This is a genomic window from Shewanella sp. MF05960, assembly GCF_050849305.1.
Lineage (GTDB): Bacteria > Pseudomonadota > Gammaproteobacteria > Enterobacterales > Shewanellaceae > Shewanella.
In genome coordinates, this window is sequence record NZ_JBOZPS010000004.1 from 1 (window position 1) to 25,454 (window position 25,454).

At 42.9% G+C, this 25,454-nt stretch carries 20 protein-coding genes, 1 other RNA gene and 1 pseudogene; 10 read left to right on the forward strand and 12 right to left on the reverse strand.

Annotated elements, in window-relative coordinates; all coding sequences use genetic code 11:
• Positions 1 to 134: 134 nt before the first annotated feature.
• Positions 135 to 324 (forward strand): annotated as a pseudogene (locus ACROAE_RS04830) (hypothetical protein); the annotation flags it as partial.
• Positions 325 to 357: 33 nt separating this feature from the next.
• Here the strand turns inward: ACROAE_RS04830 and ACROAE_RS04835 are convergent.
• Positions 358 to 915: a DUF6843 domain-containing protein gene (locus ACROAE_RS04835; RefSeq protein WP_432399849.1), complete on the reverse strand. Its 558-nt coding sequence runs from the start codon at positions 913 to 915 to the stop codon at positions 358 to 360.
• A 529-nt stretch (positions 916 to 1,444) separates the two neighbouring features.
• Between ACROAE_RS04835 and ACROAE_RS04840 the strand changes: the two genes are divergently transcribed.
• Positions 1,445 to 2,020, forward strand: a complete 576-nt coding sequence (locus tag ACROAE_RS04840; protein WP_432399852.1) for a porin family protein — start codon at positions 1,445 to 1,447, stop codon at positions 2,018 to 2,020.
• 607 nt (positions 2,021 to 2,627) lie between these two features.
• Here ACROAE_RS04840 and ACROAE_RS04845 read toward each other — a convergent pair.
• Entirely contained in the window at positions 2,628 to 2,858 is a 231-nt protein-coding gene (locus ACROAE_RS04845) for a hypothetical protein (RefSeq protein WP_432399854.1), read from the reverse strand.
• A gap of 193 nt (positions 2,859 to 3,051) precedes the next feature.
• On the opposite strand from ACROAE_RS04845, the gene ACROAE_RS04850 reads away from it, so the two are divergent.
• Positions 3,052 to 3,264 (forward strand): hypothetical protein, encoded by a 213-nt coding sequence (locus ACROAE_RS04850; RefSeq protein WP_432399856.1) that lies wholly within the window; start codon positions 3,052 to 3,054, stop codon positions 3,262 to 3,264.
• 65 nt (positions 3,265 to 3,329) lie between these two features.
• Here ACROAE_RS04850 and ACROAE_RS04855 read toward each other — a convergent pair whose 3' ends face one another.
• Both ACROAE_RS04855 and ACROAE_RS04860 read right to left on the reverse strand, forming a co-directional pair.
• Positions 3,330 to 3,935 carry a mobile mystery protein B gene (locus ACROAE_RS04855; protein ID WP_432399858.1) on the reverse strand — a complete coding sequence of 202 codons (606 nt, stop codon included), beginning with the start codon at positions 3,933 to 3,935 and terminating at the stop codon, positions 3,330 to 3,332.
• Between the two features lie 2 nt (positions 3,936 to 3,937).
• Complete coding sequence (locus ACROAE_RS04860) at positions 3,938 to 4,489, reverse strand: mobile mystery protein A (RefSeq protein ID WP_432399860.1); 552 nt, start codon at positions 4,487 to 4,489, stop codon at positions 3,938 to 3,940.
• Between the two features lie 317 nt (positions 4,490 to 4,806).
• Here ACROAE_RS04860 and ACROAE_RS04865 point away from each other — a divergent pair, with 317 nt between their 5' ends.
• Positions 4,807 to 6,120, forward strand: coding sequence for a DKNYY domain-containing protein (locus tag ACROAE_RS04865; RefSeq protein ID WP_432399862.1), 1,314 nt, complete (start codon positions 4,807 to 4,809; stop codon positions 6,118 to 6,120).
• 372 nt (positions 6,121 to 6,492) lie between these two features.
• On the opposite strand, the gene gcvP is transcribed toward ACROAE_RS04865, so the two are convergent.
• The 6 genes from gcvP to ACROAE_RS04895 all read right to left on the reverse strand — a co-directional run bounded on the left by gcvP (position 6,493) and on the right by ACROAE_RS04895 (position 14,716).
• A complete protein-coding gene (gene gcvP, locus ACROAE_RS04870) occupies positions 6,493 to 9,381 on the reverse strand; it encodes an aminomethyl-transferring glycine dehydrogenase (protein ID WP_432399864.1) in 2,889 nt (962 codons plus the stop codon).
• A 230-nt stretch (positions 9,382 to 9,611) separates the two neighbouring features.
• Positions 9,612 to 10,001 carry a glycine cleavage system protein GcvH gene (gene gcvH / locus ACROAE_RS04875; protein ID WP_432399866.1) on the reverse strand — a complete coding sequence of 130 codons (390 nt, stop codon included), beginning with the start codon at positions 9,999 to 10,001 and terminating at the stop codon, positions 9,612 to 9,614.
• A gap of 142 nt (positions 10,002 to 10,143) precedes the next feature.
• Positions 10,144 to 11,238, reverse strand: coding sequence for a glycine cleavage system aminomethyltransferase GcvT (gene gcvT / locus ACROAE_RS04880; RefSeq protein WP_432399868.1), 1,095 nt, complete (start codon positions 11,236 to 11,238; stop codon positions 10,144 to 10,146).
• A 219-nt stretch (positions 11,239 to 11,457) separates the two neighbouring features.
• Positions 11,458 to 12,681, reverse strand: a complete 1,224-nt coding sequence (locus ACROAE_RS04885; protein ID WP_432399870.1) for an FAD-dependent oxidoreductase — start codon at positions 12,679 to 12,681, stop codon at positions 11,458 to 11,460.
• Positions 12,682 to 12,705: 24 nt separating this feature from the next.
• Positions 12,706 to 14,109 (reverse strand): UbiH/UbiF/VisC/COQ6 family ubiquinone biosynthesis hydroxylase, encoded by a 1,404-nt coding sequence (locus ACROAE_RS04890; RefSeq protein ID WP_432399872.1) that lies wholly within the window; start codon positions 14,107 to 14,109, stop codon positions 12,706 to 12,708.
• Positions 14,110 to 14,140: 31 nt separating this feature from the next.
• On the reverse strand, positions 14,141 to 14,716 hold the full coding sequence (locus tag ACROAE_RS04895; protein WP_432399874.1) for a UPF0149 family protein: 576 nt from the start codon (positions 14,714 to 14,716) through the stop codon (positions 14,141 to 14,143).
• A gap of 222 nt (positions 14,717 to 14,938) precedes the next feature.
• Here ACROAE_RS04895 and ACROAE_RS04900 point away from each other — a divergent pair, with 222 nt between their 5' ends.
• The 6 genes from ACROAE_RS04900 (at position 14,939) to ACROAE_RS04925 (ending at position 22,575) form a co-directional block, all read left to right on the forward strand.
• Positions 14,939 to 15,247 carry a cell division protein ZapA gene (locus ACROAE_RS04900; RefSeq protein WP_188953784.1) on the forward strand — a complete coding sequence of 103 codons (309 nt, stop codon included), beginning with the start codon at positions 14,939 to 14,941 and terminating at the stop codon, positions 15,245 to 15,247.
• Between the two features lie 45 nt (positions 15,248 to 15,292).
• A non-coding RNA gene (gene ssrS, locus ACROAE_RS04905) (6S RNA) lies at positions 15,293 to 15,474 on the forward strand.
• 287 nt (positions 15,475 to 15,761) lie between these two features.
• Positions 15,762 to 17,222, forward strand: coding sequence for a glycerophosphodiester phosphodiesterase (locus ACROAE_RS04910; RefSeq protein WP_432399876.1), 1,461 nt, complete (start codon positions 15,762 to 15,764; stop codon positions 17,220 to 17,222).
• Between the two features lie 48 nt (positions 17,223 to 17,270).
• Positions 17,271 to 19,736, forward strand: a complete 2,466-nt coding sequence (locus tag ACROAE_RS04915) for a hypothetical protein (RefSeq protein ID WP_432399878.1) — start codon at positions 17,271 to 17,273, stop codon at positions 19,734 to 19,736.
• A gap of 100 nt (positions 19,737 to 19,836) precedes the next feature.
• On the forward strand, positions 19,837 to 21,729 hold the full coding sequence (locus ACROAE_RS04920) for a hypothetical protein (protein ID WP_432399880.1): 1,893 nt from the start codon (positions 19,837 to 19,839) through the stop codon (positions 21,727 to 21,729).
• Between the two features lie 150 nt (positions 21,730 to 21,879).
• Positions 21,880 to 22,575 (forward strand): 5-formyltetrahydrofolate cyclo-ligase, encoded by a 696-nt coding sequence (locus tag ACROAE_RS04925; RefSeq protein WP_432399882.1) that lies wholly within the window; start codon positions 21,880 to 21,882, stop codon positions 22,573 to 22,575.
• Positions 22,576 to 23,052: 477 nt separating this feature from the next.
• Here ACROAE_RS04925 and ACROAE_RS04930 read toward each other — a convergent pair whose 3' ends face one another.
• Positions 23,053 to 24,345, reverse strand: coding sequence for an O-acetylhomoserine aminocarboxypropyltransferase/cysteine synthase family protein (locus ACROAE_RS04930; RefSeq protein ID WP_432400130.1), 1,293 nt, complete (start codon positions 24,343 to 24,345; stop codon positions 23,053 to 23,055).
• Between the two features lie 192 nt (positions 24,346 to 24,537).
• A complete protein-coding gene (gene folM / locus ACROAE_RS04935) occupies positions 24,538 to 25,266 on the reverse strand; it encodes a dihydromonapterin reductase (RefSeq protein WP_432399884.1) in 729 nt (242 codons plus the stop codon).
• Positions 25,267 to 25,454 lie beyond the last annotated feature (188 nt).

Sequence of the window (25,454 nt, forward strand, 5' to 3'; positions counted from 1 at the left end):
CCTGCTGATCAGTGATTCGTGTTCCCGGCACAGTGAACTCCTCCGTTCTGCTGTACCGAACCTTATCAGATCAACCGGCCAAGATAATTGTCGCTAGACCGGCCACCGTAATTGTCGCTTAATAAGTAAATGCCATGAATGCAAAACACCTTTTATCAAAATGCCTCTCACTTGTCACCCGCCCTGTTAACACAAAATAAGCGCAAAAGATGCACAAAAGATGCGCAAAATATGCACAAAACTCGCCGACAGAGTCTGTTCTCTGCAATTGAAAGCTCAATGAATGGTGGAGCATTATCAATCACAGGGCTTGGCTGTGAAATAAGTAGGGGCAGAGTTTGAGGGATCCATTTATTCTTAATGTTGACACATATTATTAAAAAGTTTTTCATCTATATTTCTGAACTTTATAGCATCATATATATCGAACAAATTTTTGCTGTCAATTTGTTCTGAGTCTGTACCAATCGTAAAGCTTTGATTAATCACAGTGCAGCCATATATTGGGCCAGATTGCCCTAAACCACCGACATACACGGTTCTTGTTGTTTCTGCATTGCTGTGAGGCGTATTAAGCTCTTTTGATGCAGAGTCTTCACTAATAGGCGTTCTATCACCAGTATCATTCACGTAAAAGTACTGCATTTTGCTACTTTCAATCCAGCCTTCATTAGCATTCATCTGTGTAACAAGTACACCAGTTGGTGGTATTTCATATACCCTAGACTCACCTTCGTATTTCGGTGGCAGCCCGTTTGGTGCGTTAAAGATAATGTACAAAGAGCCAATATAACCTTCAGGGATTAGGTAAATGACAGGCTCACTTTTTTTTATCTCTGTACAGGCTGAAAATATTGCTATTGTTGAGCTAATAAACAGTATTTTTAAAAGGTGGATATTGAATGAGAATTTCATTAAGTCGCCTTTACTTAAGTAAGCCATTAAAGCAGTTTTCTAAACTGGCTTTTTCGAGCAGCATGCAATGACCGCTATTTGCTGGGATAGAAGTAAAACGGTAATTCCAATCCGAAATTTTATGAAAACTTATTTGAGGTTTTTTATTAGCTTGTCTAAATAGTTCAACACCGACAGATCCTTTGAAATCAATAATTGGGTCAGAATCTGAGGGTTCCTCAGCAAAGTAACAACACGTAACACATTGATAACATAGTATTACTATATGAAAAAATTACAATTCAATCAGAAATAAATACCGTTTTACGTTATCACGACCTCATTAAGCAGGCAAAAAATAAGCACTATCATTGAGAATATATAATCTTCCCCCACCGTCACTCACAAAAAGCTACACGTAACCAATTGATATTAAAATAAATTCCACAGAAAAACAAATAGCTCTCTGTTACTTTTATAACGTTGGCATCCGTTTTGTAATTAGTTAAATGTAGTTAGATGTATTTACGTAATTAACTAGGAGTACCTTATGAAAAATACGATTATTACTTTAGCTGGACTTATTTCGTTAGCCTCTTTTAGTACTTTTTCTCACGCTGATGACTTCAAGAAAGACGTTGCAGAAAGTGGCGTTTATGTCGGCGCTAATTATGGTTACCTAAAAGTCGATGGCGAAGATGACTTTGACGACGACAATGATGTTCTCCAGGGCCTAGTTGGTTATCGCTTCAACAACTACCTAGCGCTGGAAGGTAGCTATATTGATTTTGGTCGTTACGGCAACAACTTATCTAGTGCTAAAACAGATGGTTATATCGCAGGCCTAAAAGTGACATTGCCAATAGCTGATCGTGTAGAGTTGTATGCTAAAGGTGGTCAGTTATGGTATTCAACAGATTATGACGTAGTCGGATTTTCTGGCAATAAAGATGATGAAGGTGTATTTGCTGGAGCAGGTGTGGCGTTTAAGGTAACAGAGCGTTTTTTAATTAATGCCGAATACAATTGGTATGATGCAGAAATTAATTTGGATAATGTATCTAACGGTTCCGACACAGAAACAGACTTTAAACAGGCGAGTATCGGTGTTGAATACCGTTTCTAGTGATAAGAAGAATGCTTAAATTAACGGCTTAAAAGTAAAGCCCAAAGGGGGTAATGCAAATTGTGTTACACCCTTCTTTTAACGTAAAAGGGATCATCCCCACGAATTTAATATGTTGAACGAAACCCGCTTATCAGAAAACATAAGCAAACACCTGGATTCCGGCTCAAAAGCATTGCCGGAAAGACGTTTGTTCGGAATTTACTGGAATGACAGGCATTAAAAAGCGAACCAATCGGTTCGCTTTTTAATTCTCAAATTTCAATTGAAGTCCATTACCACCATAATTGCGTCGCTGGCGAAGCCGCTCTTTACAAATACAGCTTCGCGGCAGGTAAATTGAAAGCTTTCGCGCGGAGTTGACGGCTGTCAATGACCACGAAAGTTGAAATTTAACGAAGCAGTAGCAAGACTAATAGATGAATACTAAAAAGTTGATCATCACTACTCACCTGTAGTTTCTAAACCAACCTTTACAAGGTCGTTGCAGGACAAGCCGCAACAAGTTACTTTTACGGTAAGTTCAGTAAAAGCAACTTGATATCTTTACAAAATCAAATATATTCAGAATAGCCTATGTATCCAACCAAGTAACGATACTAGATGACTAATTTATTTTTTTGGATGCTTTCAGCACACCATCATCATCCGTTAATAGTGATACCTCACCTCGGAGAGCAGTAAGTAAAGTGTTAGTTTGTCTAGTTTGTTCGATCAATTCATCAAGTTTATTCTTTGTTCCAAAGATTGCAAAAGGCAATATGAACCAAAGTATCGCTAAAACAAACAAAAAAAGGGTTATAAACACCCCAAAGCCGCCAGTCACAAATGTACCCATAAAGTGTCCCTTTCAGTGAGTAATAATATCGCTGCCATTCTTATCAAAATGACCCTTGCTATTGATATCATAGAAGATAAACATGATCAATATTATCCAAAAACCAATAAACCTAACGCATCTATAAACAACTACTGTTTAGTCACAGCATGGGTTACTTTTGTAGTATGCACCTAGCATGCAGGGCAACCGCATGAGTGTGTTTTTTTTGAGCGCTATGAATAAAATTCATAAAATGCTTGGCTTGACTGTACCGACGTTATTTAAAAACTTCGGCCGTAATGGCTGTTATGCGATCCGCAACAACATCAGTGTGACCTTAAATGAACAGGAATTAGTCAAAGATCCAGATGTTTTAGGATTAATCAAAAAAGAGCAGAAAAAATTAGCTACAGTTGCTAAATAACTGGATGTGTAGCGGTAACTGAACATCAGATACACTTGTTTAGACTGACTAGTTAAAGGTTATTGTCACTTATGTGAGTTGCCCAGGCTCTCTAGGTATTTAACGAACGGAGCAAAATTACCTTTGTCTGCTTCCTTAAGGCAAGTGATATAAGCTTTGCGCTCTTCGCTCACTTTTTCTAGGTTGCCCTCTGCCCAGTTAAGTGGTGGTTTTTTTAGTAGAACTATGCAAACAACATCGGTAAATATACGCGAATGCCTGCCGTTACCATTTGCAAAAGGATGAATCTCAACAAGCTTGTGCTGTATACGAGCGCTGAGCTCTAGATGTGAGAAATGTTTGAACTTTACCCAGCACTTGGCATCTTCTAGAAAGTTGTGAAGCTTGGGCCTGATTTGAAAGGGATCGCAGCCAATACTCAACTCTTTGTTCCGGGTGGTTCCAGCCCAGGTCCACACATCACCAAATAGGTTCTTATGAAGTGCAAGAACGAACTCAGTTGAAAAAATAGCATCCAGCGTTAAGCCCGATATACCACTAACCCATTGCTGGCCTGCTAGTATATTAGATTGTTCAAGTTCGTTAAGTTGCTCTCTTGTTGTTACGTGTGGGTGTTTCAACCCTTCCATATCATCTGGATCAAGTGGTGTCGCACCTTCTGGTTCATTCATAATCAAAATACTTTGTCTTCCTTATTTTTACCCCATAGCTTTCGCCCACCGGCACGCATAATGTCTTCGGCTAGCTCACTTATTAAGATATTTTCTTTCTCTTTGCTAACTGATTGCGCCTCTAGAAACATATTTTTAGAGGCTTTCTTTACTTCTATTTCTGCAAGCTTAAGTGCACGCTCTTGCATTGTGTCAGTAACAGCCTTTTTAGGTTTTAGAGTGTATGAGAAATCACAGTCTAGAACTTCAGCCAGTTGCTTTAACTGATTTAGCGTTATGTCGCCATCAGCCTCACGCCTTTCAAGCACCGAAATTCTATTTCTTGTCATGCCTGCTCTATCGGCTAGCTGAGCGCCTGACATATCAAGCGCCTTTCTTACTGTTCTAATCCAGCCCTCTTTAGGTATTGAGGGCAATAGCGTTCCCTTAACTGCATCAACCAGTTCTCTGTACTGTCTTAAAACCGTTTTCTTAACGGGTTGTTGCTTGTGTGGATTGCTTTGAAAAGAGTACATAGTCACCTCACCTTCCATTTTCCATTTTCCATTTCCCATACATTAATGTAATCTAAATCAGATACAGTTTCCACTTAATGTATCTAACTTAGATTACACAAAACAATTAAGGGTATCCAAATATGAATACAATTTATTGTTTACCGTACCTTAAAACAGATACAGAATATCACTTAATCACGGCCTTTTTGTGTTAATGCTTGCTGAAGTGAGTCAATTATGTCATGCGATACATTCTTTAATAGATTGTGTAATGGATTGTTGTATAACGAGATTAAATGTTGAAAGAAGATCTAAATCTTTTATTAATATGTTATTTTATGCGTAATTCAATTTAAAACTTAAGGACGAGATGAATGAAAACACTTATGTGGATAGGCACTTTTATTTTGGTTATAACTGTACTTTATCTATTAGTATTTGCTGCTTTTTCATTTTATGTTAGTAACCCCAGCACCCATAACGCTAAGGCATTTAATAGCGAAGCCAGTAATCAATATTACTTGCAAGAAGGTAAAGTGACGTTTGTTAGAAATGGAAATTTCTTTCAGCTTGGAGGCTCTGAAATTGAAGGGGCTGATTCTAATACCTTTGAAGTGATCGATGAGTCGTATGCAAAAGACATTAATTATATCTATTACGATGGGAAACCAGTTGCTGGTGCTAATCCTAACTCAGTAAAACTTGTTACATCTGAGATAAATACAAGTAGTGTAAATTCAGGTTACATAATTAGCGGTGATAAGGTGTTTTGTTATGGCGAGATAATTGAAGGCGCTGATCCAGCGTCTTTTTCCTATCTGCTTGGTTCATATGCCATGGATAAAGACTACTTGTACTACTACATTGATATCAAAATACCTCGTGAAGCGATTCCTAAGGCCATTTCAAACGCCAACCACGGATATATCCAACATGGTGAACAAGTGCTTTATCAGGGGCAGATTATTAGTAACGATGCTAATAGCTTTGAAGTCATCAGTGATGAATATGCAAAAGACTCAGCTCATGTTTATTCTAATGGGGCTATTGTTGAAAGCATGGTTCCTGATAGCTTTACGGTCATTTCTCCTTATTACAGAAAAGATAAAAACCAAGCTTATTACTTTAATAATCCCATTCCTGAAAGTGATCCCGACAGCTTTAAAGTGTTCAATGATGCCATATCAAAAGATCAGAAAAACCTCTACTACAACGGCAATATCATTCAAAATAGAAAATCATCTGAAGTCAGTCGTTCTGATGCAGATGAACTTCAAAAAATGTGGAAATGGAGACAACTTCACCTAGACCCCAAAACGGTAATAATGGCGCCTAGTGATGATATTACAGACATTACTAATAACTTTTATGCCTATAACAATGAAGTGTATACAAGGGATAAAAAGCTGGAAGGTGTTAAACCAAATGACGTGATTGTTATTGATCCAGACGAGAAAGTATTTACTCGAATTGGAGAACAAATATTTTACCATAATATCCCTATTATTGGTGCAGATGCTGATAGCTTTACCTTTATCTCAGATCGCTTCTCAAAAGATACTCATTACGTGTATTGGACTGAACACAGAGTTGTCGATGCAAACCCATCAACGTTCAAATATGAAGAGAATTTATATGCTGATGAAAATGAATTGGGTGAGTACCGATTAATAATTTCAGAATATTAATCTCTGATTTTTTCATCTGAAAAAGTTACGCCTGATTGAACATTATGACGGGTATTTCATCCGGCTTTATTTGCAAGGAGCGGAAATATACTAGTCAACATTCTGTTGAATTATGTCCAAAATTTTCTGGAAAGTAGCAAAAATGACAGTTTAGGCGACAATTGTCTTGAAAAACGCCGCAACACCCAACAAAAAAGCGACCTTTCGGTCGCTTTTAAATACTCAAACTTCAACTGAAGTCCACTATCACCATAATTGCGTCGCTGGCGAAGTTAATGCAAGTTAAATTGAAAGCTTTCGCGCGGAGTTGACGGCTGTCAATGAGCACGAAAGCTGAAAATTTAACGAAGCAGTAGCAAGACTAAGCAGCAATTATTCGTAGTCACTGAGTGGGACACATGAACACATCAAATTGCGGTCGCCATACACATCATCAATACGATTCACCGTTGGCCAAAACTTATTCGCCTTAACCGCTGCTGTTGGGAAAACGGCTACTTCGCGGCTGTACGGACGTGAGTCAAACTCGGTGTCCATAATGTCTGCTAGCGTATGCGGTGCATTGTGCAGTGGGTTGTTGTCTACTGGCCACTCGCCTGCTTCTACTTTGGCGATTTCGCCGCGAATAGAAATCATGGCTTCGATGAAGCGATCTAACTCAACTTTAGACTCAGATTCCGTTGGCTCAATCATTAAGGTACCCGCTACTGGGAAACTCATGGTTGGCGAATGGAATCCGTAATCGTTAAGACGCTTAGCGATATCCATTTCGGTCACGCCTGAGGTTTCTTTTAATGGACGTAAATCGATAATACATTCATGCGCTACGCGGTCATTACGGCCGGTGAACAACACTGGGTAATGTGTTGATAGCTTTTTCATGATGTAGTTCGCGTTTAACAATGCCGTTTGGGTTGATTGCTTAATGCCTTTGGTGCCTAACAGCTTGATGTACATCCAGCTGATTGGCAGGATGCTGGCGCTACCGTAAGGTGCGGCAGATACCGCGCCGTTATGGTCGCTTTCGCGGCCTGGCTTAACCACTACGTGGCCGGCAACAAATGGCGCAAGGTGCTTTTTAACACCGATTGGGCCCATACCTGGACCACCGCCGCCGTGCGGGATAGCAAAGGTTTTGTGCAAGTTTAAGTGCGATACATCTGCGCCGATAAAGCCAGGTGATGTTACCCCAACTTGTGCGTTCATGTTGGCGCCGTCTAGGTACACTTGACCGCCATATTGATGGACGATTTCGCATACTTCGCGGATAGATTCTTCGTACACACCATGAGTCGATGGGTATGTGATCATAATGCACGATAAGCTGTCGGCTAACTCAGATGCTTTAGCGCGTAAGTCTTCTAAATCAACGTTACCTTGCTTGTCACACGCGGTGACAACCACTTTCATGCCGGCAAGTTGCGCCGATGCTGGGTTGGTGCCGTGAGCAGACTGCGGAATTAAGCAAATGTCACGGTGCGCGTCGCCGCGAGAATCGTGGTATTTTCTAATGGCGAGTAAACCCGCGTATTCACCTTGTGCACCTGAGTTTGGCTGGATACACACTTCGTCGTAACCGGTGATTTTAACTAAATACTCAGACAGCTCATTGATTAGCTGGGTGTAACCTTGTGCCTGATCTAGCGGGCAGAATGGGTGCATGTTAGCAAATTCTGGCCAGCTGACCGGCAGCATTTCTACAGCGGCGTTAAGCTTCATGGTGCATGAGCCTAACGAAATCATAGAGTGGTTTAAGGCTAAATCTTTGTTCTCGAGACGCTTGATGTAACGCATCATCTCGGTTTCGCTCTGGTAGCGATTAAACGTTGGGTGAGTTAACACCGCATCTTGACGCACTAATGCTTCAGGAATTGACTGGCTACCATTAGCTACGATGTCAGCATCGATTACAGCAACATCTAGGCCGTGGCCTGTGCCTAAAATCACGTCGAACAATACTGCGATATCTTGACGCAGAGTGGTTTCATCTAGGCTGATACCCAATATGCCGTCGGCGTCGATACGTAAGTTAACTTGTGCGGCAATAGCGCGCGCATTGATGGCGGCTACGTCGGCGTCTTTTACGCTGATGGTGTCAAACCAGGTGTTGTTAACTAACGTTTGGCCTTTAGCTTGCAAGCCTGCGGCCAGGATGTCAGCTAAACGATTAATGCGTGATGCAATGGTTTTTAAGCCTTGTGGGCCATGGAACACAGCATAAAACGAGGCCATGTTGGCAAGCAAAATCTGCGCGGTACAAATGTTTGAGTTGGCTTTTTCGCGGCGAATATGTTGCTCGCGCGTTTGCATGGCCATACGTAATGCGCTGTTGCCGCGGGTGTCTTTTGACACACCAATAATACGGCCTGGCATTGAACGCTTATGTTCGTCACGGGCAACGAAGAATGCGGCGTGTGGTCCGCCGTATCCCATTGGTACGCCAAAACGTTGCGCGCTACCAAATACCACGTCTGCGCCCATGGCGCCTGGTGATTTAAGTAGCATTAACGACATAATATCAGCGGCAACGGTCACAATGACTTTGTTGTCACGCAGTGTGGCAAACAGTTCGGTGTAATCTGTAATTTGGCCGTAACGGTTGGTGTATTGAAATAAAGCACCAAATAATTCGTAGTTTACCGCTTCATTGGCTGGGCCAACGACGACTTCAAAGCCAAAGCATTCTGCGCGGGTTTTCACTACGTCTAGGGTTTGTGGAAAAACATCGTCAGCCACAAAGAAGATGTTGGCTTTTTTAGCTTTAGACACACGCTTAGCCAGCGCCATGGCTTCTGCTGCTGCGGTGGCTTCGTCGAGTAATGATGCTGATGCAAGGTCAAGACCGGTTAGGTCCATCGACACTTGTTGGAAGTTTAAAATCGCTTCGAGACGACCTTGAGCGATTTCAGGCTGGTATGGCGTGTACGCGGTGTACCAACCTGGGTTTTCAAATACGTTACGCAAAATGACATTTGGCACTTGTACGCCGTAGTAACCCATACCGATATAGCTTTTAAAGACTGTGTTTTTGTCTGCTATGTCGCGGATATAAGCGATACCTTCGGCTTCGCCACATGAATCACCGATGGTGAGATCTTGTGGAAGGCGAATTTTACCCGGAACCGTTTGTGCGGTTAAATCGTCTAATGATTCTGCGCCAATGAAGTTCAACATTTCTTGTTGTTGTTCTGCATTTGGGCCGATATGACGAGTAAGGAAAAGTTCGTGCTGTTCTAGTTGTGTCAGGGTTTGCTTGGTCATGATAAACCTTGTTCCAAATCGACCAGTTAAGGCGGTAGGGCACAGAACTGGAAAAGGGTGAAAACGTGTAATACGTGACTAACCCGTTAAGGGTTTAAATGTTGCGCCCTCGCCCTTGGCTTATCGTTGCCATAGGTACGAACAATAGCGCTTCATTTGGCGATGCATTTAGCGCAATGCTAAAGATACATAGCAAAGAAGCTCCCTAGGGAGCTTCCTGTGGTTGGCGATTATTCTTCGTCAATCACTTCTTGATAACCGTCTGCATCAAGTAATGAATCAATTTCTGACTCATCTGATGGCATGATACGGAAGAACCAACCGTCGCCGAATGCGTCGCTGTTCACTAACTCTGGCGAGTCTTCTAATGCTTCGTTTACGGCAATTACGTCACCAGAAATCGGCGCGTAAATGTCTGACGCGGCTTTAACTGACTCAGCTACTGCGCAGTCTTCACCAGCAGTAACAGTATCGCCTACTTCTGGTAATTCTACGAATACCATGTCGCCAAGAAGCTCTTGAGCATGCTCAGTGATACCTACTGTGTAGCTACCGTCTGCTTCTTTACGGATCCATTCGTGTGAAGATGCATATTTCAATTCTGCTGGAATAGTGCTCATTGCTGTTGTTCCTTTATCAAATGTTTTAGTGCTTAATCAATAATTTTTGGGGGTAAACCACAACCCGACTTGAGCAAATGCGGTGCTGTTGAAGATGTTCAATACACCGTAATACTCTAGCACAGCAGTGGTTTACTCACACTTAAAAGGCTTGTTTACCGTTGCGCACAAAGCTGGGTGCAATCACGTTGACCGTGACGCGCTTTTTACGCATTTCAACTTCGGCGGTAGCGCCAATACCATTAGGCACGCGGGCCATAGCGATAGAGTAACCTAACGTTGGCGAAAACGAACCGCTGGTGATCACACCTTGATGCTCTACACCGTCTGCGTCGGTAAAGAACACAGCCATATCATGGCGTAAAACGCCCTTTTCTTCCATGACTAAACCGACTAATTTTTCGGTGCCCGCGGCTTTAATGGCGGTCAGTGCGTCGCGGCCAATAAAGTCACGATCGCTTGGTTCCCACGCGACAGTCCAGCCCATGTTGGCGGCTAATGGATTAATTGACTCGTCCATGTCTTGACCGTATAGGTTCATGCCGGCTTCTAAACGTAGAGTGTCGCGTGCACCTAGGCCACATGGCTTAACGCCTGTGTCTAATAATGCTTGCCATAAAGCTTCTGCTTCGGCTTCTGGAACAATGATTTCGTAGCCTGCTTCGCCGGTGTAACCGGTTGTGGCAATAAATAAGCTGCCTGACTGCACGCCAAAAAATGGCTTCATGCCGTCTACGGCTGCATTTTGCTCGGCGTTGAATACCTGTGCGGCTTTGGCTTTAGCGTTAGGGCCTTGTACGGCAATCATTGCCAGTTCAGGACGCTCGGTAACCACAACATCAAACGCGGCGGCTTGCTTGTTGATCCACGCTAAGTCTTTGTCGCGAGTGGCTGAGTTAACCACAACACGGTAATGAGTGTCGGTTAGGTAGTAGGTAATAAGGTCGTCGATGATGCCAGCGCTTTCGTCTAGCATGCCGCCGTAAAGGGCTTTACCCGCAACGGTGAGTTTGGCGACATCGTTAGCAAGTAACTTACGTAAAAAGGCACAAGCTTCGTTGCCGGTTACGTCAACCACTGTCATGTGCGATACGTCGAACATGCCCGCATCTTGACGCACTGCATGGTGTTCTTCGATTTGAGAGCCGTAGTTAATCGGCATTTCCCAACCATGAAAATCAACCATTTTGGCTTTCGATTCTAAATGCTTGTTAAAAAGTACAGTTTTGCTAGCCATTATTATCCCTTTTTTTGAGGCCTTTCTTATGTAGGTCTTTGATAAAATGCGGTCAAAATTATACTCCGCAGACCTGTTTTGTATACAAAAAATTTTTCTAATCCGAGGTTTGTCGCATTAGTTTAGCTAATCCATTGCTGTAATTTTTTTACATAACTTTTTACAATAAAATGACTGATTTGACTGTATTGCCTGATATTAAACAACTTTCTACATTAGCTAAGATGAAATTGATTCGCGGCAAAGTTTAGGTAATGTCATTTTGTTACCCATAGCCTGTTTGATGAACACTGTTTTCAGCCCAGCGACATTATCGACCAGGGTTAAACCGATATCACGAATGGCTTTTTTAAGCGGGTTACTGCCGGCAAACAGTCTTTTGAAGCCTTCCATGATGGCAATCATTTCCATGGCGTCGGCTTTTCGCCAACGTTCTAGGGCGCGTAAATGGCTATATTCACCTAAATCTTTGCCTTGCTGGTGCAGTTCGGTAAAGGTGTCGACAATACTGGCCGCGTCTAAAAAGCCAAGGTTTACCCCCTGGCCAGCTAGCGGATGAATAGTATGAGCAGCGTCACCGGCTAACACCAAACGGTGGCGCGCAAAGTGGCGCGCATAACGCATACGCAGCGGGAATGATTGCCGTTCGCTCTCAACGCTACACACACCTAATCGACCATCTAAGGCTGCGGTTAAGGCTTTGCCAAATTCAACATCGTCTAAAGCTTGTAGGTGTTCGGCTTGCTCGGGCGACACTGACCACACGATGGAACATAAGTTATCTTGGTACAGTGGCAACATGGCTAACGGGCCGCCGGGTAAAAAGGCTTGTCTGGCGGTAGCATCATGAGCGAGTTCGGTGCGCACTGTGGCGACAATGGCGTGGTGGCCGTAGTCCCAAAACGTTAATGGGATACTGCATTGCTGACGCACCCACGAGTTGGCACCGTCTGCAGCAACCACCACCGCAGCGCTGATATTGTCGCCATTGGCGAGCGTAAGCCAGGCTTCGCGCTCGCCAAAGGCCACACGCTCAAGGCGTTGGTCTTCAAGGTGGGTAAGATTACTGATTTCACTGGCACGTTTGGCAAGGGCATGACTAATGGCATCGTTTTCGATAATCGAGCCTAAATAGGTTTCGCTAATGCTGTGAGCATCAAACTCAATTTTGCCTAGGCCGTCTTTGTCCCACACTGACATTTTTTGATACGGGCTAATGCGACTGTCGTCGAGGTATTGCCATGCGCCGAGATTTTCCAGCAGTTGTTGGCTGGCTTTATTGATGGCGCTAACACGTAATTTAGGTTCACCACTGACGGCCTGAGTTGTGCCTGCGTCTATTACCACCACATTCAGGTCGGCATTGGCTAACCCAATGGCCGTTGCGAGCCCGACCATACCACCGCCGACGATGGCTACATCATATGTTTTGGTTGAAAACATGGTCAATCCTTACCTTAAAATGAGTTAACGCCAGCCCATGGCCGTTTGTGCTACGGGGCGTTTTAACGGCGGCAGCCAAGACAATAAGCGCAAGCCAATACTGCGCCCTGCCACTAATGGCCAATATTGATTGGAAAAGCCACGGACTAAAAATTCGATGTTACGTAAAGTGCTGTCGCGGTCCTGTTGGCGTGCGGCCAAATATTGATGCACGATGTCGCTACTGCCAAGATCAACGCTTACTGCCGTTTCGCTATTGGCTTGCGTTAGTGCGGTTTCAATGACATCTAACAAGCCAACCACATCACGCAGGCCAAGGTTAAAGCCTTGCCCTGCAATGGGGTGTAACGTTTGCGCGGCATTACCGACAAACACACAGCGGTGATATATCGGCCTTGGCATGTATGACAGCGTCAGCGGATAACTGACACGCTGGCCAACATCGACAAACTGGCCTACGCGGTGACCAAAGGCGTGTTGTAATGCGGCTAAAAATTCGCTTTTATCGACGTTTTTCAATTCATCGGCTTGCGCTGGCGGCAATGCCCACACCAGTGAAAAACGCGATTGTCCTTTGGCAGAGTCTGTTAATTGTGCAGATGGCTGTTTTAATTGATTTGAGGGCTCTTTTAATTGCGCAGAGGACTCTTTTAATTGCGCTGAAGGCTCTTTTAATTGCGCTGAAGGCTCCTTGGCTTGCGTCGATGATGCTTTAGATTGCGCTGAGAATGCGGTCATGTTTTGCATCGGCAGCAAGGCAAGCGGGCCGGTTTGAGTAAAGCGCTCATAAGCCCAATGCTGGTGCGGTTGATTGGTGGTGACATTGGCAACGATAGCCGTTTGCTGAAAATCAACTTGCTCAGTTGTTTGGCCTAAATACTGGCGTACCACTGAGTGCGCGCCGTCTGCGGCCACCAGCAATTGGCAATGTAATTGGCTGCCGTCATCTAACGACAACACATGGCCATCTTGCTGGGCCTGTAAAGCGATGACTTTAGCGGGGCAATAAACCTGTACCGACGATTTCGCCAGTTCATCAAACAATACGTTACCGACTTTAGCCAGCTCAACCACCTGCCCTAGCGCATCTAATCCTAATGGCTGGGCGTTAAGCTCAGTCATGCCAAAGTGGCCGCGATCGGACACATGGATGTTTTTAATCGGCGTGCCTAAATGCTTGAGCTTTGGCCAAATGCCTAAACGAGTCAGTTCAAAAATAGAGCCGTGCGCAATGGCAATGGAGCGAGCATCAAAACCTGGGTGTTTATTGTCAGCAACATGAGCTTCAATTAAGGCGATACGCAGCGGGCGTGCGAGTGATGCAGATAACTTGGCTAACCCTAGGGCTAATGTCGCCCCAGCCATCGCGCCACCTACAATGGCAATGTCGACAGCTTGAGGTGAAGTTGAATGATGTGCTGTGGTCATACGCTGCGCCGCTGCTAATAAAAGCTAAAAATTAATGAATAGTCGATGACTGGTCGGTGTCATTTAATGGCATGTCTAGGCCAAACTCTGAGTAACATAAAATGGCTGACATTCTGACAAACTCTTGCAATTCAACGTAGGCGGTTTCTGATTCGTCATCATCACCGACATCAAATTCAACCTGGGCAATTTCTGCTAAATCTTTAATGACTTCGCGCACGTCCGGTGATGCTTTAGCCAGTTCTGGCTGAATAATCGCAATGCCGGTTAAAAAGCTTTGCGTCCACAGGGCCAGTGCTTCAACACGGTGACTAAGTGAGACTTCTTCTTCTGGCAGTAATAAGGTAAAGCCAAATTCAAAATCGGCGAGGCGAGCAACGGTGTCTTGGTAAAGCTCAGCAATTAATTGCTGTAGGTTAGACTCTAGCGGTTGGCCATCATTCATTAAGTCTGCCAGCGGTTTTAGCCACGCATAATTGTCTTGTTGTACACCACCACAAATAAGCCCAACAAGTGCACCGTGCACTTCTACTGGGTGCTGACCAACTTCGGCCGCATCTAAGGCTTTTTTAAGATTTTCGATACATAAAGAAGGTGGGGTTGCCATGGTTTTTTCCTAATAGCGCGATATCTGTCTCAATGCTAGCAGAGTTACTATGATGCTCCAAATACTAGCGCGACATGTGATCAAATTTGTGAATAGTAATACAATGATTGCAGGCGATTTGTTCACTCAAACAACAAATCGTTAAAAAGGGCCGCTGTTGCCTTGCGCTTTTAAATTCAGCCCTATATAGTTCGCGAACTGACTAAGGATTGGGGCGACATTATGAGTAACAGTGCTGTTGATATAACCCTTTTAGGGCGCACCTACTCTATTGGCTGTCCAAAAGGACGCGAAGATGCCTTACGCACCGTTGCCAGAGAAGTTGAAAACCAACTGACAACCTTAAAGTCGCGTACTAACAATTTAAGCCGTGAAGAATTAGCCATCATGGCTGCATTGAACATTGGCAATGAGTTGTTTGAAGAAAAGCAAAAAAATAAGCAATATATGGCGCAAATGGATGAGCGTATTTCGTTATTACAATCGACGTTGGAAACATCATTGGTTGAACGAAGCCGCAAGGATGACTAAACTAAGAATTCAGAATTAAGTGTAATACTTGGTTCTACCCTGTTTTGCTCCCTGGGATATGCGCGAACTGGCTATGTCCCTGTGCCGATAATTACAAACCCAGGGTGAATGCTTTTGTTGACATTGTGCATGCTCGGCTCGTACCGAGAAGCCTTAGGAGATGAACATTTACCCGCCTTGAACCTACGGTTCAAGGGCTACGCCGGCAGCGGTGTTCTGGGGAGCATCCTATCATTTGTACTTCACAGTCGCGTTTACATCGCGATTTATCACTGTGTTACCTTAACAGCATCAATCTTGTGCACCCGCTTATGATGTTATTCAATCTGTCACTAATGACCTAAATTGGTGCATCTCATTGCCATTTCTGTATATTAAGTAACCGTTCGCTTTAGAAAACAGTCATCCATTCACATTTTAAACTTTTAAATTTAGTAACTTTATTCATAAGGTTGTGTTACAAAACACATTAATGTATAAAGCCTTATATATTAATAGCTTGTATTTATGGATTATGACAAGTCTTACCTTTAGCCTGAAGTTATGCGGCATCATTATTGCTTTTCTGCTGTTCTCGTTAACAGGCTGTAAATCTCTCCCTACGCCCTCTCCAGCTAAACCGGTTAATGTTATTCCTCTCGAGTTAACTCACTTACCAACAGATGCTGCTACCCAGGGCTTGAATATTATTGATACTCAATTGAGCTTAGGTGATCGGAATTTATACCTAGCCAATAATGGCAATATCAAAATGCTGTCTACCGCCCAATGTCAGCTAGAAATATCAGCCCACCGAGGTGATTTTAGACAACCAGAAAGCAGTGCAAATGCTATCGCGTCGGCGTTAAATGATAACTTTAATAGTGTTGAAATTGACGTAATGCTGCTTAAAGATGGCACCTGGGTTAATCATCACGATAGCCAGACAGGCCGCGCGACCGTGTATTACACTGGTGAACGATTTAAACTCAATCGCATGAACTTTCAGGTGTTTTCCAATCTCAAACTACGCGATAAGCAAACTAACAATTTACTCGATCAACGCCCTATTGCCGCTGTTGAAGCCTTTAAAACCTTTGCAGCATATCGCCATAATAATCAACAACTCAATGTAGAGATAAAATCTGATACCAACGGCCAAAAACTCGTTGAGCTTGATAATATGCTCCGAAAATATATTGGCTTAGGAGGATTTTATTATTCAGCCGCGGACCAAGAAATACTCTATAAGCTACGAGGTATTAATCCATCGGTATATTTAGGGTTTATTCAGGGTGGACACCCAACAAGCATTGAAAAATTAACGGCTGATTTGCGTAACGGCGTCAAAAACGATGCTTATTACTTAGATAATCAAAGTAAGCTTGAACTCGTAGGGCGATACGGCACCAAACGTTACCGCTCACGCTATAAAGACTATACGGCAAAATCGTCACTCACCGCCATACACAAAAAGCTCGGTGATAATTCAGGACTCCACTTGGATATACGCAGCTTTATGCAGCATCAAAACGTTAAACATGACGCTCACCAACTGGGTATGAAGGTCTACACCTATTCACTTAATGGCAGCGAATATCACCAGTCACAATTAATTAAATTAACCACGGTACAATTACCTGATGGCGCTATTGTTGATGCAACGCCTTATAAAATTTGCCAACGCTTATTTAATGCGGCTGTGCCGGCTAAACGCTATGAGCCATCAAGCCATCTTGGCCGTTATATTGCTTCTTTACCACAAGATGCTGACTTTGACCGTTTTAACGAAATGCGTGGATATCAAACTGAAGGTTACTATTTGTCATTAGATTCTGGCCTTGCTCCAATTAGCCGTCCACCAGTAAAAGTGGTGCCTAATAATATTCCTACCCCATTGTTAGAGCATGGTTTTCCTACAATCACAGATGAAAAAATTGATAACGATACTGGCGAGACAATTATTTTAAGGCTCCCCCAGCGCCAGGCTAAATAGCGGTAAAAAAGCATAACGATAAAAAGATGATGGTTGATAAAGATTAATATGACTAAAGATAACAAAAGCCCATTTGCAACAAACTTGCTGAACAGCGCCCCGACACAAAAGAAAATGGAATCCGCGGTAAAACAGCTGGAAAAAGTACAAAAAAGTCAGCAATCAACCGCCAAAAAAGTAGAAAAGCAACAAGCCGTTGAAGCCCAGATTAGTAAAACGGGCCAACCCTTTTGGTGGATGTTGCTGATGTTCGTTTGTTCCGTAGTGTATTTGTTCCCGGAAGCAGTATTTAATGCAGCATTAACCGATGTTGCTGGAGGACGAAACTCCAGTATGGAAGACTTACGCTTGGTTGAGCTTTTTGGCCGAACCATCAGCGGTATTGGTGTGACGTTACTGTTAGCAGATTTATTATTAAAAGGTAAACGAGTCGCTAAAGTGTCGCGCGCCTTAGGTTACTTCACCTTAATTGCGGCCATTGTGTGGCCAACGGTATTTTTTGGACAAAAATGGTTAGTCGATCATTTTATGATTGATGCATCAACGCCTGCTGAACGTCAACAAGCTTACTTGTCACAGTTACTTCGCAGTGCATTAATTGAAAACTCAATCAAATTCGAAGGCATAGAGTACGATCCCAATAAAGAACACAATGCGACCGAAAAAACCTTTCTCTCAGTATTTGGTGGGTTGGTTTACGCTGACGATAAATTAGTGGCCGATTTAAAAAACAAAAAAAGTCTGATAATGGAAAAATTTGTCCGTGATCGGGCAATGTCTCGTTTTGATGAACACTATCGTCACTATGATGATTTCCGCCAAACACTTCGCAATAAATATACCGAGTACGCCACGGGATCGAATCAATATAATCAAGCACTAGGTAGTGTACAAACTCGGTCTGATTCGTACTGGTTAGATACCCAAAATCAAGTTAAGCAAGGTTGGGAACAATATCAAAAAGGCACCAAGGCGTATGAAGCAAGAGTAGAATCTCGAGCACAAAAAATTGCGCCTAAACTGTATGACTATTTTGAACGTCGTAATAAATGTGCTGAAAAGAAAAGTGGCAGTAGTAAAGATAGCTGCTTTGAGCGACTGCAAAAAGGTTATGACAAAGAAATAGCCAAATACGGCATTCCTTATATTCCGCCTAATGATTGGCTCATTCGCGAAGAGATTTCAACGTCAGAAAATGTCGGTAATTCTATTATCTCGGGCATTATGACTTTAGGTCTATTCACGGCAATGCAAGCAGCTGATGCAGTAACAGGCGGTGATGCAGGCTTTAAAGATCATCGAATGGTGTATACCAACGATGTAAAACACTATAAACGCGTGCTGATGGTAAAAATGGCCCCTGATTTTAGTAAAGAATCAGGAGGTTACCCATTAGGAATTAACTCAATCCATGAGTTTAGAGTACATGAGCTGACTAGCATCAAAGTCAATAAGAAGCTAAAGCAAAAAGGCTTAACGTTATCCCCTTCTTGGTCAATAACTGATCGCAATAGTTTTGATATTGCTGTCGCTAAAAAAGTGCGTCAGCAAGCCGATGCCGAGTGGCGAACCAAAATGAAAGCCAAGGGTAGCGACATGCCGCCTAATTTGAGTTGGCAAGCATTTCAGCAACAAGGCATGATCCAACAGCGTATTCAACGAGAAATGAAAGAGCTGTATGTCAACCCAACACTGGCGGATTGGAATAATCGCGAATTTAAACAACACATTATTGAACCTAATATCAAACGTAAAACCACTGAGTATCTGAATGTACTCGAAGCTCAACAGGTTGAATTTGCCGATGGCGGTGCATTTGAATCAACGGGTAAATCGGCATTACGTTCAACCATTATTCCGCCAATTTCTATGGCGATTAGCTTAGCATTAGTGTTACTTACCGTATTAAAACTCCCGATGAAAGCAGTCGAACTAGTACAAGCTAAACGGGCGTCCTTGATGCCTGGAGTTAAGCCTAATCGCCTGATAAAGCCGGTGATATCAACGGTATTACTCGCGTCAATATTTGTGGTTCCGTTATCAATGGGCGGTAACCAATACACTATGCCTGGCTCATCAATGCATTACTTTTTTGATCAAATGGAAAAGAATGATTCCGCCACAGTGTCATATACACTTAAATGGTTATTAGTGACCCTACCTATGGTGCAGCCTATCGGTTCATCTATTGATCAACGCTTGTTTATTACTGAAGGATTTAATGCCATCAGTGAATCGATTGATCGCTTTGATTTAGCAGTAATGCCCACACATGATTCAACTAAAACCGTTACATCATCACCTAAAAACTCAGCCTTATTGCCACTCACCATTAACAGCAATATTGCCAAAGCCAAGGTTTCAGTGATGAACATAAAACCCAAGTATCAAGCAGGTATGATGTTACCTGCAGGCAGTTACGACATTAAAGTCTCTGCGCCAGGACAAGAGCCAATGAGAAAGTGGGTTTATTTGAAGGCCGATGAAACGAGTTTTGACATCAATTTTGAATAAACGCTTTTAGCTTAGTAACAATAAATAGCTCAATAACAATAAATAGCTTAATAACAATAAATAGCAAAATGTATCACGCATTGATTATAGGAAGTATTACGTGAGTAAATTAGAACAATTCCAACGATTTATCCGTAATAACGGTAAAGACCTCACTGGTGTTGATGTCCCCGTAATATTAAGTAACGAACAAACAAAACAACCTCAGCTTAAGTTTACTTTTGGGTGGACGATCGAAATTGGGGTGAGTCAGCACGAACATGGATCTTATTGTCCTAATGGCATCCAATCTGGTAGTGCATCAAATGCGAGGGATTACGCCCACGACAAAGCAAAAGAGTATGTTAGCGGACAAAATTCGTTATTTAATGACCGTTTTATAAATATTCTTGGGCCTGATATTTCTAGCAATTTTTTGATCAGAAATAGAGACTTAAAATCTGCACCAGAAACCTATGTAGGCAGCAAAGTGTGTTACAACTGCAGCGGCTCTGGGTCACAAAGCTGTTATAATTGTAATGGCTCAGGCAAGAATTCTTGTACCGGTTGTAGTGGCAGCGGCCGCATTAGTGTGTCACGTTTCGACAGTTATAATAATCGCACGGTTTACACAACTGAATCATGCTCATCTTGCTGGGGAAGTGGCAAAAAAACCTGTTATACCTGCAACGGCTCAGGTTCAGTAACCTGCAATACTTGTAATGGTGGTGGATATCTCTATTACAGTTACACCATTGATGGTGATGCTAAACGCAGCACTAAATGGGCTTATAACAGTAACGACTATCACGAATGGACTTCTGAATTCGTTAAAAATAATGGTTTAGACTTAGTTTATCATTTGACCGAGATAGCTGAAGTTGACGTTGAAGGCGCCCTTGATGGTTGTACTTTTATTTATGCTTTTACCGCTAAACTGCCGACGTTACAATTTACCGCTACGATAGATAAAGTCGATACAACAATGTGTTTTGCGGGTAAAAAAGACACAACACACAATGCCGGTGGAGTTTACGATCCTGCGGTATGGTTTGTAGCGCAAAAAATGACCGGAAATGACAAAGAAACCGACAAAGAAGTATTAGCAACACCCGCGATAAAGGACATTATTGAAGCGCACACCACCCAGACTCAAATTGCGTTACTAACAGAAAATTGGGTTTCAAAAGAGATTAACGATGCTGTTATCTCTAACTATCAACACTTAGTCACTAAGTTAAAAAAGCAGAGTGTTAAGGGTATTGCGCCCAACATGTTTTTAAGCTTAATAAAGTACACTTATTTGTTCTTTACGTTAGGAATGTTAATCGCGCTGTTATTTCCTTCATTTGCCGCAGAAACAAGTCATCGCATGAGCGTGTCACAAGTGCCTGAATGGATGATGGCGTTGCTGAGGATGAGATTTGATTTATTTGGGCTCCCCGCTTATATGAACTATGTGTTTATTTTTGGACTCCTGTGGTTAAGCTATAAGAGTGTGAAAAAGTGGTATTGGAAAAGTATCAGCAAAACTAAAATATGGTTGTTAGCTATAAGCATCACACTATTATTGCCACATATCGGCTTTACATTTTATTACAATACGTTAGAGCTACTTGAACTATCACCAGCTATCGGTAGCACGCTTGTTACAGGTTCAATATTAGTGGGTGTCTATTTACTTATTATTGGCATTAAAAGGCCACAAAGATGGTATAGCAAGTTGTTAGGCTTACTCGTTGGGTTTGGTATTTTCTGCGCAATTCAATTTGGACTTTATGCCATAAATCCTACCTATGGTTTTATTACAGATCATGCGCACTATGTTGGTGACGTAACAACGTTATTGGCATCTGGCATAGATTTTATGAAAAACAATGTACTTGAATGGGGCATATTATCTATCAGCTTTACTTACTTCTTAACGAGAAGACGTTTTTGGTTAAAAGCAAAAACCATGGTGGCAGATTATGATAGCCCTGTATTACTAAAATCCATGAATATGGACAAATAGGATTAAGCATTTAGGTTAGTCGAGGTTAATCAGCTGCAACATGAGCAGATGATTAACCAATGCTTTCATATCGACTCATAAAGCGCTAACCTACTTTCATTCTGTGTTTTGGTGTTTTTTAATTTGTCAGTGATGGAGTACTCCTAATATATGAGTATCACGCGTTTTATGACGAACAACGACAACCGTCCTGTTACGTCTAGCTCTTCGGCACGCATTAGCTATTTTGCCACCCCATCTGAGTTTCAAGAGCCTTTGTTTGATAGCACAGACATGAGCCGCGACAATATTCGCCGCCATGTTAGGCAAGAGCGCAACAGTTTATCCACTGAAGAACAAAGCCAATTAGCCTTAATTGCCAGCCGTCATATGCTGGCAGAAATTCAGGCACAATCGGCACAGCATGTGGCCGTGTATTTAACCCATGACGGCGAATTAGCCACACAAAAATTGATTGATGCCTTGTGGGATTTAAACATCAATGTTTACTTGCCGCTTATTCATCCATTTTGCAAAGGGCATTTGTTGTTTGTACGGTACGATCGTGACTCGATTATGGTTAAAAACCAATACGGTATTAACGAACCTAAACTCAATGTGCAGCATGTGATCACTGTTAATCAACTCGATATGATCATCACGCCGTTAGTGGCCTTTGATGAACACGGTAATCGTATGGGCATGGGCGGCGGTTATTACGATCGCACCTTAGCTCAAGTTGTTAACAACAAACCCTTAGCCGTTGGTTTTGCCCACGATTGCCAGGAAGTGAGCCAGGTACCAACCGACTTTTGGGATGTGCCATTGCCAGTGATTATTACCCCAACGAGAAGATTGGCTATTTAAAATAGCTTAATACTATTAAGGTCGTGGCGCTTCGCCCACACCAGACCAAGAAGGGGAAAACTGCTTCCCCCTCTTGGACCTCCCCGGCAGCTCCGGCAAAGTGTTAATCCTTATAGCATAATAAAAATCACCTAACGGCTCAGATGGTACATCTGATGTTAAGGGATTCACGAATGTCGTGGTGACATGGATGTCAAAAAACGACCATGTACCCCCGAGCCTGTTACATTTCTGCAAGGCAGGAGCCTAAATGCCTTGAAACACATGGATGTGTGAGAAAGGCCATGATGTCACTACGGCATTTTCATCACGCTATTTCGGACACTTTGGACGGAGACACGTTGATACTGCAGATTATTCTTACATACCAACTAGACTTTTAGAAGGTAGAAATTAAACATATCAGAATAGAAAAAGCCCCATCAATACACGTTATTGATGGGGCTTTTTAGTTAACTGATTAAACTAAAAGTGAGCTTATACAATGGCCTTATCTAATGCCTGGCTAACATCAGCAATGATGTCGTCGATATGCTCAATACCTACCGAAATACGCACTAAGTCTTCTGATACACCGGCTTTGGCTAGCTCTGCACCGCTGAGCTGGCGATGAGTGGTGCTGGCAGGGTGACAAGCTAGCGATTTAGCATCACCAATGTTGACTAAACGTAACACCATTTGCAGGGCATCAATAAACTTACCACCAGCCACTTTACCCGCTTCTGCGTTGGCGGCTTTAATGCCAAAACTGATGATACCTGAGGCTTTACCGCCGGTGATTTTTTGACAGGTTGCATGGTGCGGGCTATTGGGTAGTGCAGCATAATTGACCCAGCTAATACTTGGGTGTTTTTGTAAAAATTCAGCCAGCGCGAGTGCATTACTGCAATGACGTTCCATGCGTAAACTAAGGGTTTCGAGCCCTTGCAACAGTAAAAATGAACTGTGTGGCGACAAGGCTGCGCCAGTATTACGTAATGGCACTACGCGGCAACGGCCAATATAGGCAGCGGGGCCAAAAGCGTCGGTGTATACCACGCCGTGATAAGACGGATCGGGCTCATTGAGAATTGCAAAACGTTCTTTATTAGCAACCCAATCAAACTTACCCGAATCAATAATCACCCCACCAATAGTGGTGCCGTGACCACCAATGTATTTGGTCAGTGAATGGATAACAATGTCGGCGCCGTGATCAAACGCGCGGCACAATACTGGCGTCGCGACAGTGTTATCAACAATTAATGGCACTCCATGTTTATGGGCAATATCGGCCAAACGCTGTAAGTCGACAATATTACCGGCAGGGTTACCAATTGATTCACAAAATAGCGCTTTGGTTTTATCGTCGATTAATGCATCTAGACCGTCAAAGTCATCAAACGCCGCCATGCGCACTTCAACGCCCTGGCGCGGCAGCGTATGAGCAAATAAGTTATAGGTGCCGCCATACAGTTGGCTAGTGCTAACAATGTTGTCGCCCACTTGAGTGAGCGCTTGAATCGCATAGGTAATCGCCGCCATGCCTGATGCCACTGCAAGCGCGCCAATACCGCCTTCGATAGCCGCTAAGCGTTGCTCTAACACACTGGTGGTTGGGTTCATGATGCGGGTATAAATATTACCTGCGACTTTGAGGTCGAATAGGTCTGCGCCATGCTGGGTATCATCAAAGGTGTACGAGGTGGTTTGGTAAATCGGCACTGCCGCAGCTTTAGTCGTAGCTTCTGACTCGTAGCCATAATGTAATGCCAGTGATTCCAGTTTCATGTTTTCTGCAGACATAGCGACTTCCTTGAGATAATTGACTGTGGTGATATTGATTAATAACCACACTAGCAATTAGCCATCTAGAAGTCTATAACAAAATGCCGCGAAATGATTATAGCCATACCGCGGCACACTTTGTGTCGCTTTATATGCAATGACTAAGCGCTATAATTAAACGCTTATTTTACATGCCTACTTTAAATGCCTACCACCATCTACAGCATAACTGCGACCCGTCACATAATGGCTGCTTTGTAGATAATCGATAAGGCTAATAATTTCATTATTACCGGCCTCCCTTGGCAATATCGCTTTCGCTAATGCTTTGACTTTATAAGCATCATCGTCGTGCTCATTAAATAGAATCATCGCAGGGGCAATCGAGTTCACTTTAACGTGTGGCGCAAGCAAGCTGGCAAATGACAAGGTCATATTATGCAATGCCGCTTTACTGGCCGCGTAAGCAATGTGCTTTTTACTGCCCTTTTCGGCGACATAGTCGGTGATATGAATAATGTTGCTGGCACCGATACTGTCGTCATTGGTTTTAGCGGCAGCAACCAACAATGGCGCTAATGCAAGGTTGATTTGATACGGCGCAGACACATGAATTTGCATCATTCTGGCCATCGTGTCACTCGGGCTTAAGCCGCTGTTGTCTGGCAACCAGTCTGAAGCATTATGGATAATAGTGTCGAGGCGATCATGATGCTCATTGATGTGAGCAATAAGCTCATCAATTGCCGCAGGGTCGGTTAAGTCGCACGAATGCAAACTGGCTCCAAGTTTACCTAACTGCTCAATACTGTCGTAATGAGTACGATAAGTACCAATAACATGATGACCCTGGGCCAAATAATACTTAGCCAGTGCATAACCAATGCGCTTACCTACGCCAGTGATCAGTATTGTACGTTCCATAATGCTCTCTTTATGTTTGGTTAATGACTTACCTTAAAACTTATCATAAGCAAATTAGGTGCTTATGATAAGCATTTATAATAACCGTTAAGGATTAAACTTTTAATACAAGGTTTGCAGCCTAAAAAAATGGCCTCAACTCGGGGGGAGGTTGAAGCCATTAAATAAATGGAAGTAGACCGTATAAA

What these genes read in the sequence shown, in the direction of transcription:
- folM (WP_432399884.1), bottom strand. Translation starts at nt 25,266, where the DNA reads ATGGAACGTACAATACTGATCACTGGCGTAGGTAAGCGCATTGGTTAT.
- ACROAE_RS04890 (WP_432399872.1), bottom strand. Translation starts at nt 14,109, where the DNA reads ATGACCACAGCACATCATTCAACTTCACCTCAAGCTGTCGACATTGCC.
- ACROAE_RS04845 (WP_432399854.1), bottom strand. Translation starts at nt 2,858, where the DNA reads ATGGGTACATTTGTGACTGGCGGCTTTGGGGTGTTTATAACCCTTTTT.
- ACROAE_RS04840 (WP_432399852.1), top strand. Translation starts at nt 1,445, where the DNA reads ATGAAAAATACGATTATTACTTTAGCTGGACTTATTTCGTTAGCCTCT.
- ACROAE_RS04885 (WP_432399870.1), bottom strand. Translation starts at nt 12,681, where the DNA reads ATGTTTTCAACCAAAACATATGATGTAGCCATCGTCGGCGGTGGTATG.
- ACROAE_RS04835 (WP_432399849.1), bottom strand. Translation starts at nt 915, where the DNA reads ATGAAATTCTCATTCAATATCCACCTTTTAAAAATACTGTTTATTAGC.
- gcvH (WP_432399866.1), bottom strand. Translation starts at nt 10,001, where the DNA reads ATGAGCACTATTCCAGCAGAATTGAAATATGCATCTTCACACGAATGG.
- ACROAE_RS04930 (WP_432400130.1), bottom strand. Translation starts at nt 24,345, where the DNA reads ATGAAACTGGAATCACTGGCATTACATTATGGCTACGAGTCAGAAGCT.
- ACROAE_RS04915 (WP_432399878.1), top strand. Translation starts at nt 17,271, where the DNA reads ATGACTAAAGATAACAAAAGCCCATTTGCAACAAACTTGCTGAACAGC.
- ACROAE_RS04855 (WP_432399858.1), bottom strand. Translation starts at nt 3,935, where the DNA reads ATGAATGAACCAGAAGGTGCGACACCACTTGATCCAGATGATATGGAA.
- ACROAE_RS04900 (WP_188953784.1), top strand. Translation starts at nt 14,939, where the DNA reads ATGAGTAACAGTGCTGTTGATATAACCCTTTTAGGGCGCACCTACTCT.
- ACROAE_RS04850 (WP_432399856.1), top strand. Translation starts at nt 3,052, where the DNA reads ATGAGTGTGTTTTTTTTGAGCGCTATGAATAAAATTCATAAAATGCTT.
- gcvT (WP_432399868.1), bottom strand. Translation starts at nt 11,238, where the DNA reads ATGGCTAGCAAAACTGTACTTTTTAACAAGCATTTAGAATCGAAAGCC.
- ACROAE_RS04860 (WP_432399860.1), bottom strand. Translation starts at nt 4,489, where the DNA reads ATGGGAAATGGAAAATGGAAAATGGAAGGTGAGGTGACTATGTACTCT.
- ACROAE_RS04865 (WP_432399862.1), top strand. Translation starts at nt 4,807, where the DNA reads ATGAAAACACTTATGTGGATAGGCACTTTTATTTTGGTTATAACTGTA.
- ACROAE_RS04910 (WP_432399876.1), top strand. Translation starts at nt 15,762, where the DNA reads ATGACAAGTCTTACCTTTAGCCTGAAGTTATGCGGCATCATTATTGCT.
- ACROAE_RS04895 (WP_432399874.1), bottom strand. Translation starts at nt 14,716, where the DNA reads ATGGCAACCCCACCTTCTTTATGTATCGAAAATCTTAAAAAAGCCTTA.
- gcvP (WP_432399864.1), bottom strand. Translation starts at nt 9,381, where the DNA reads ATGACCAAGCAAACCCTGACACAACTAGAACAGCACGAACTTTTCCTT.
- ACROAE_RS04925 (WP_432399882.1), top strand. Translation starts at nt 21,880, where the DNA reads ATGAGTATCACGCGTTTTATGACGAACAACGACAACCGTCCTGTTACG.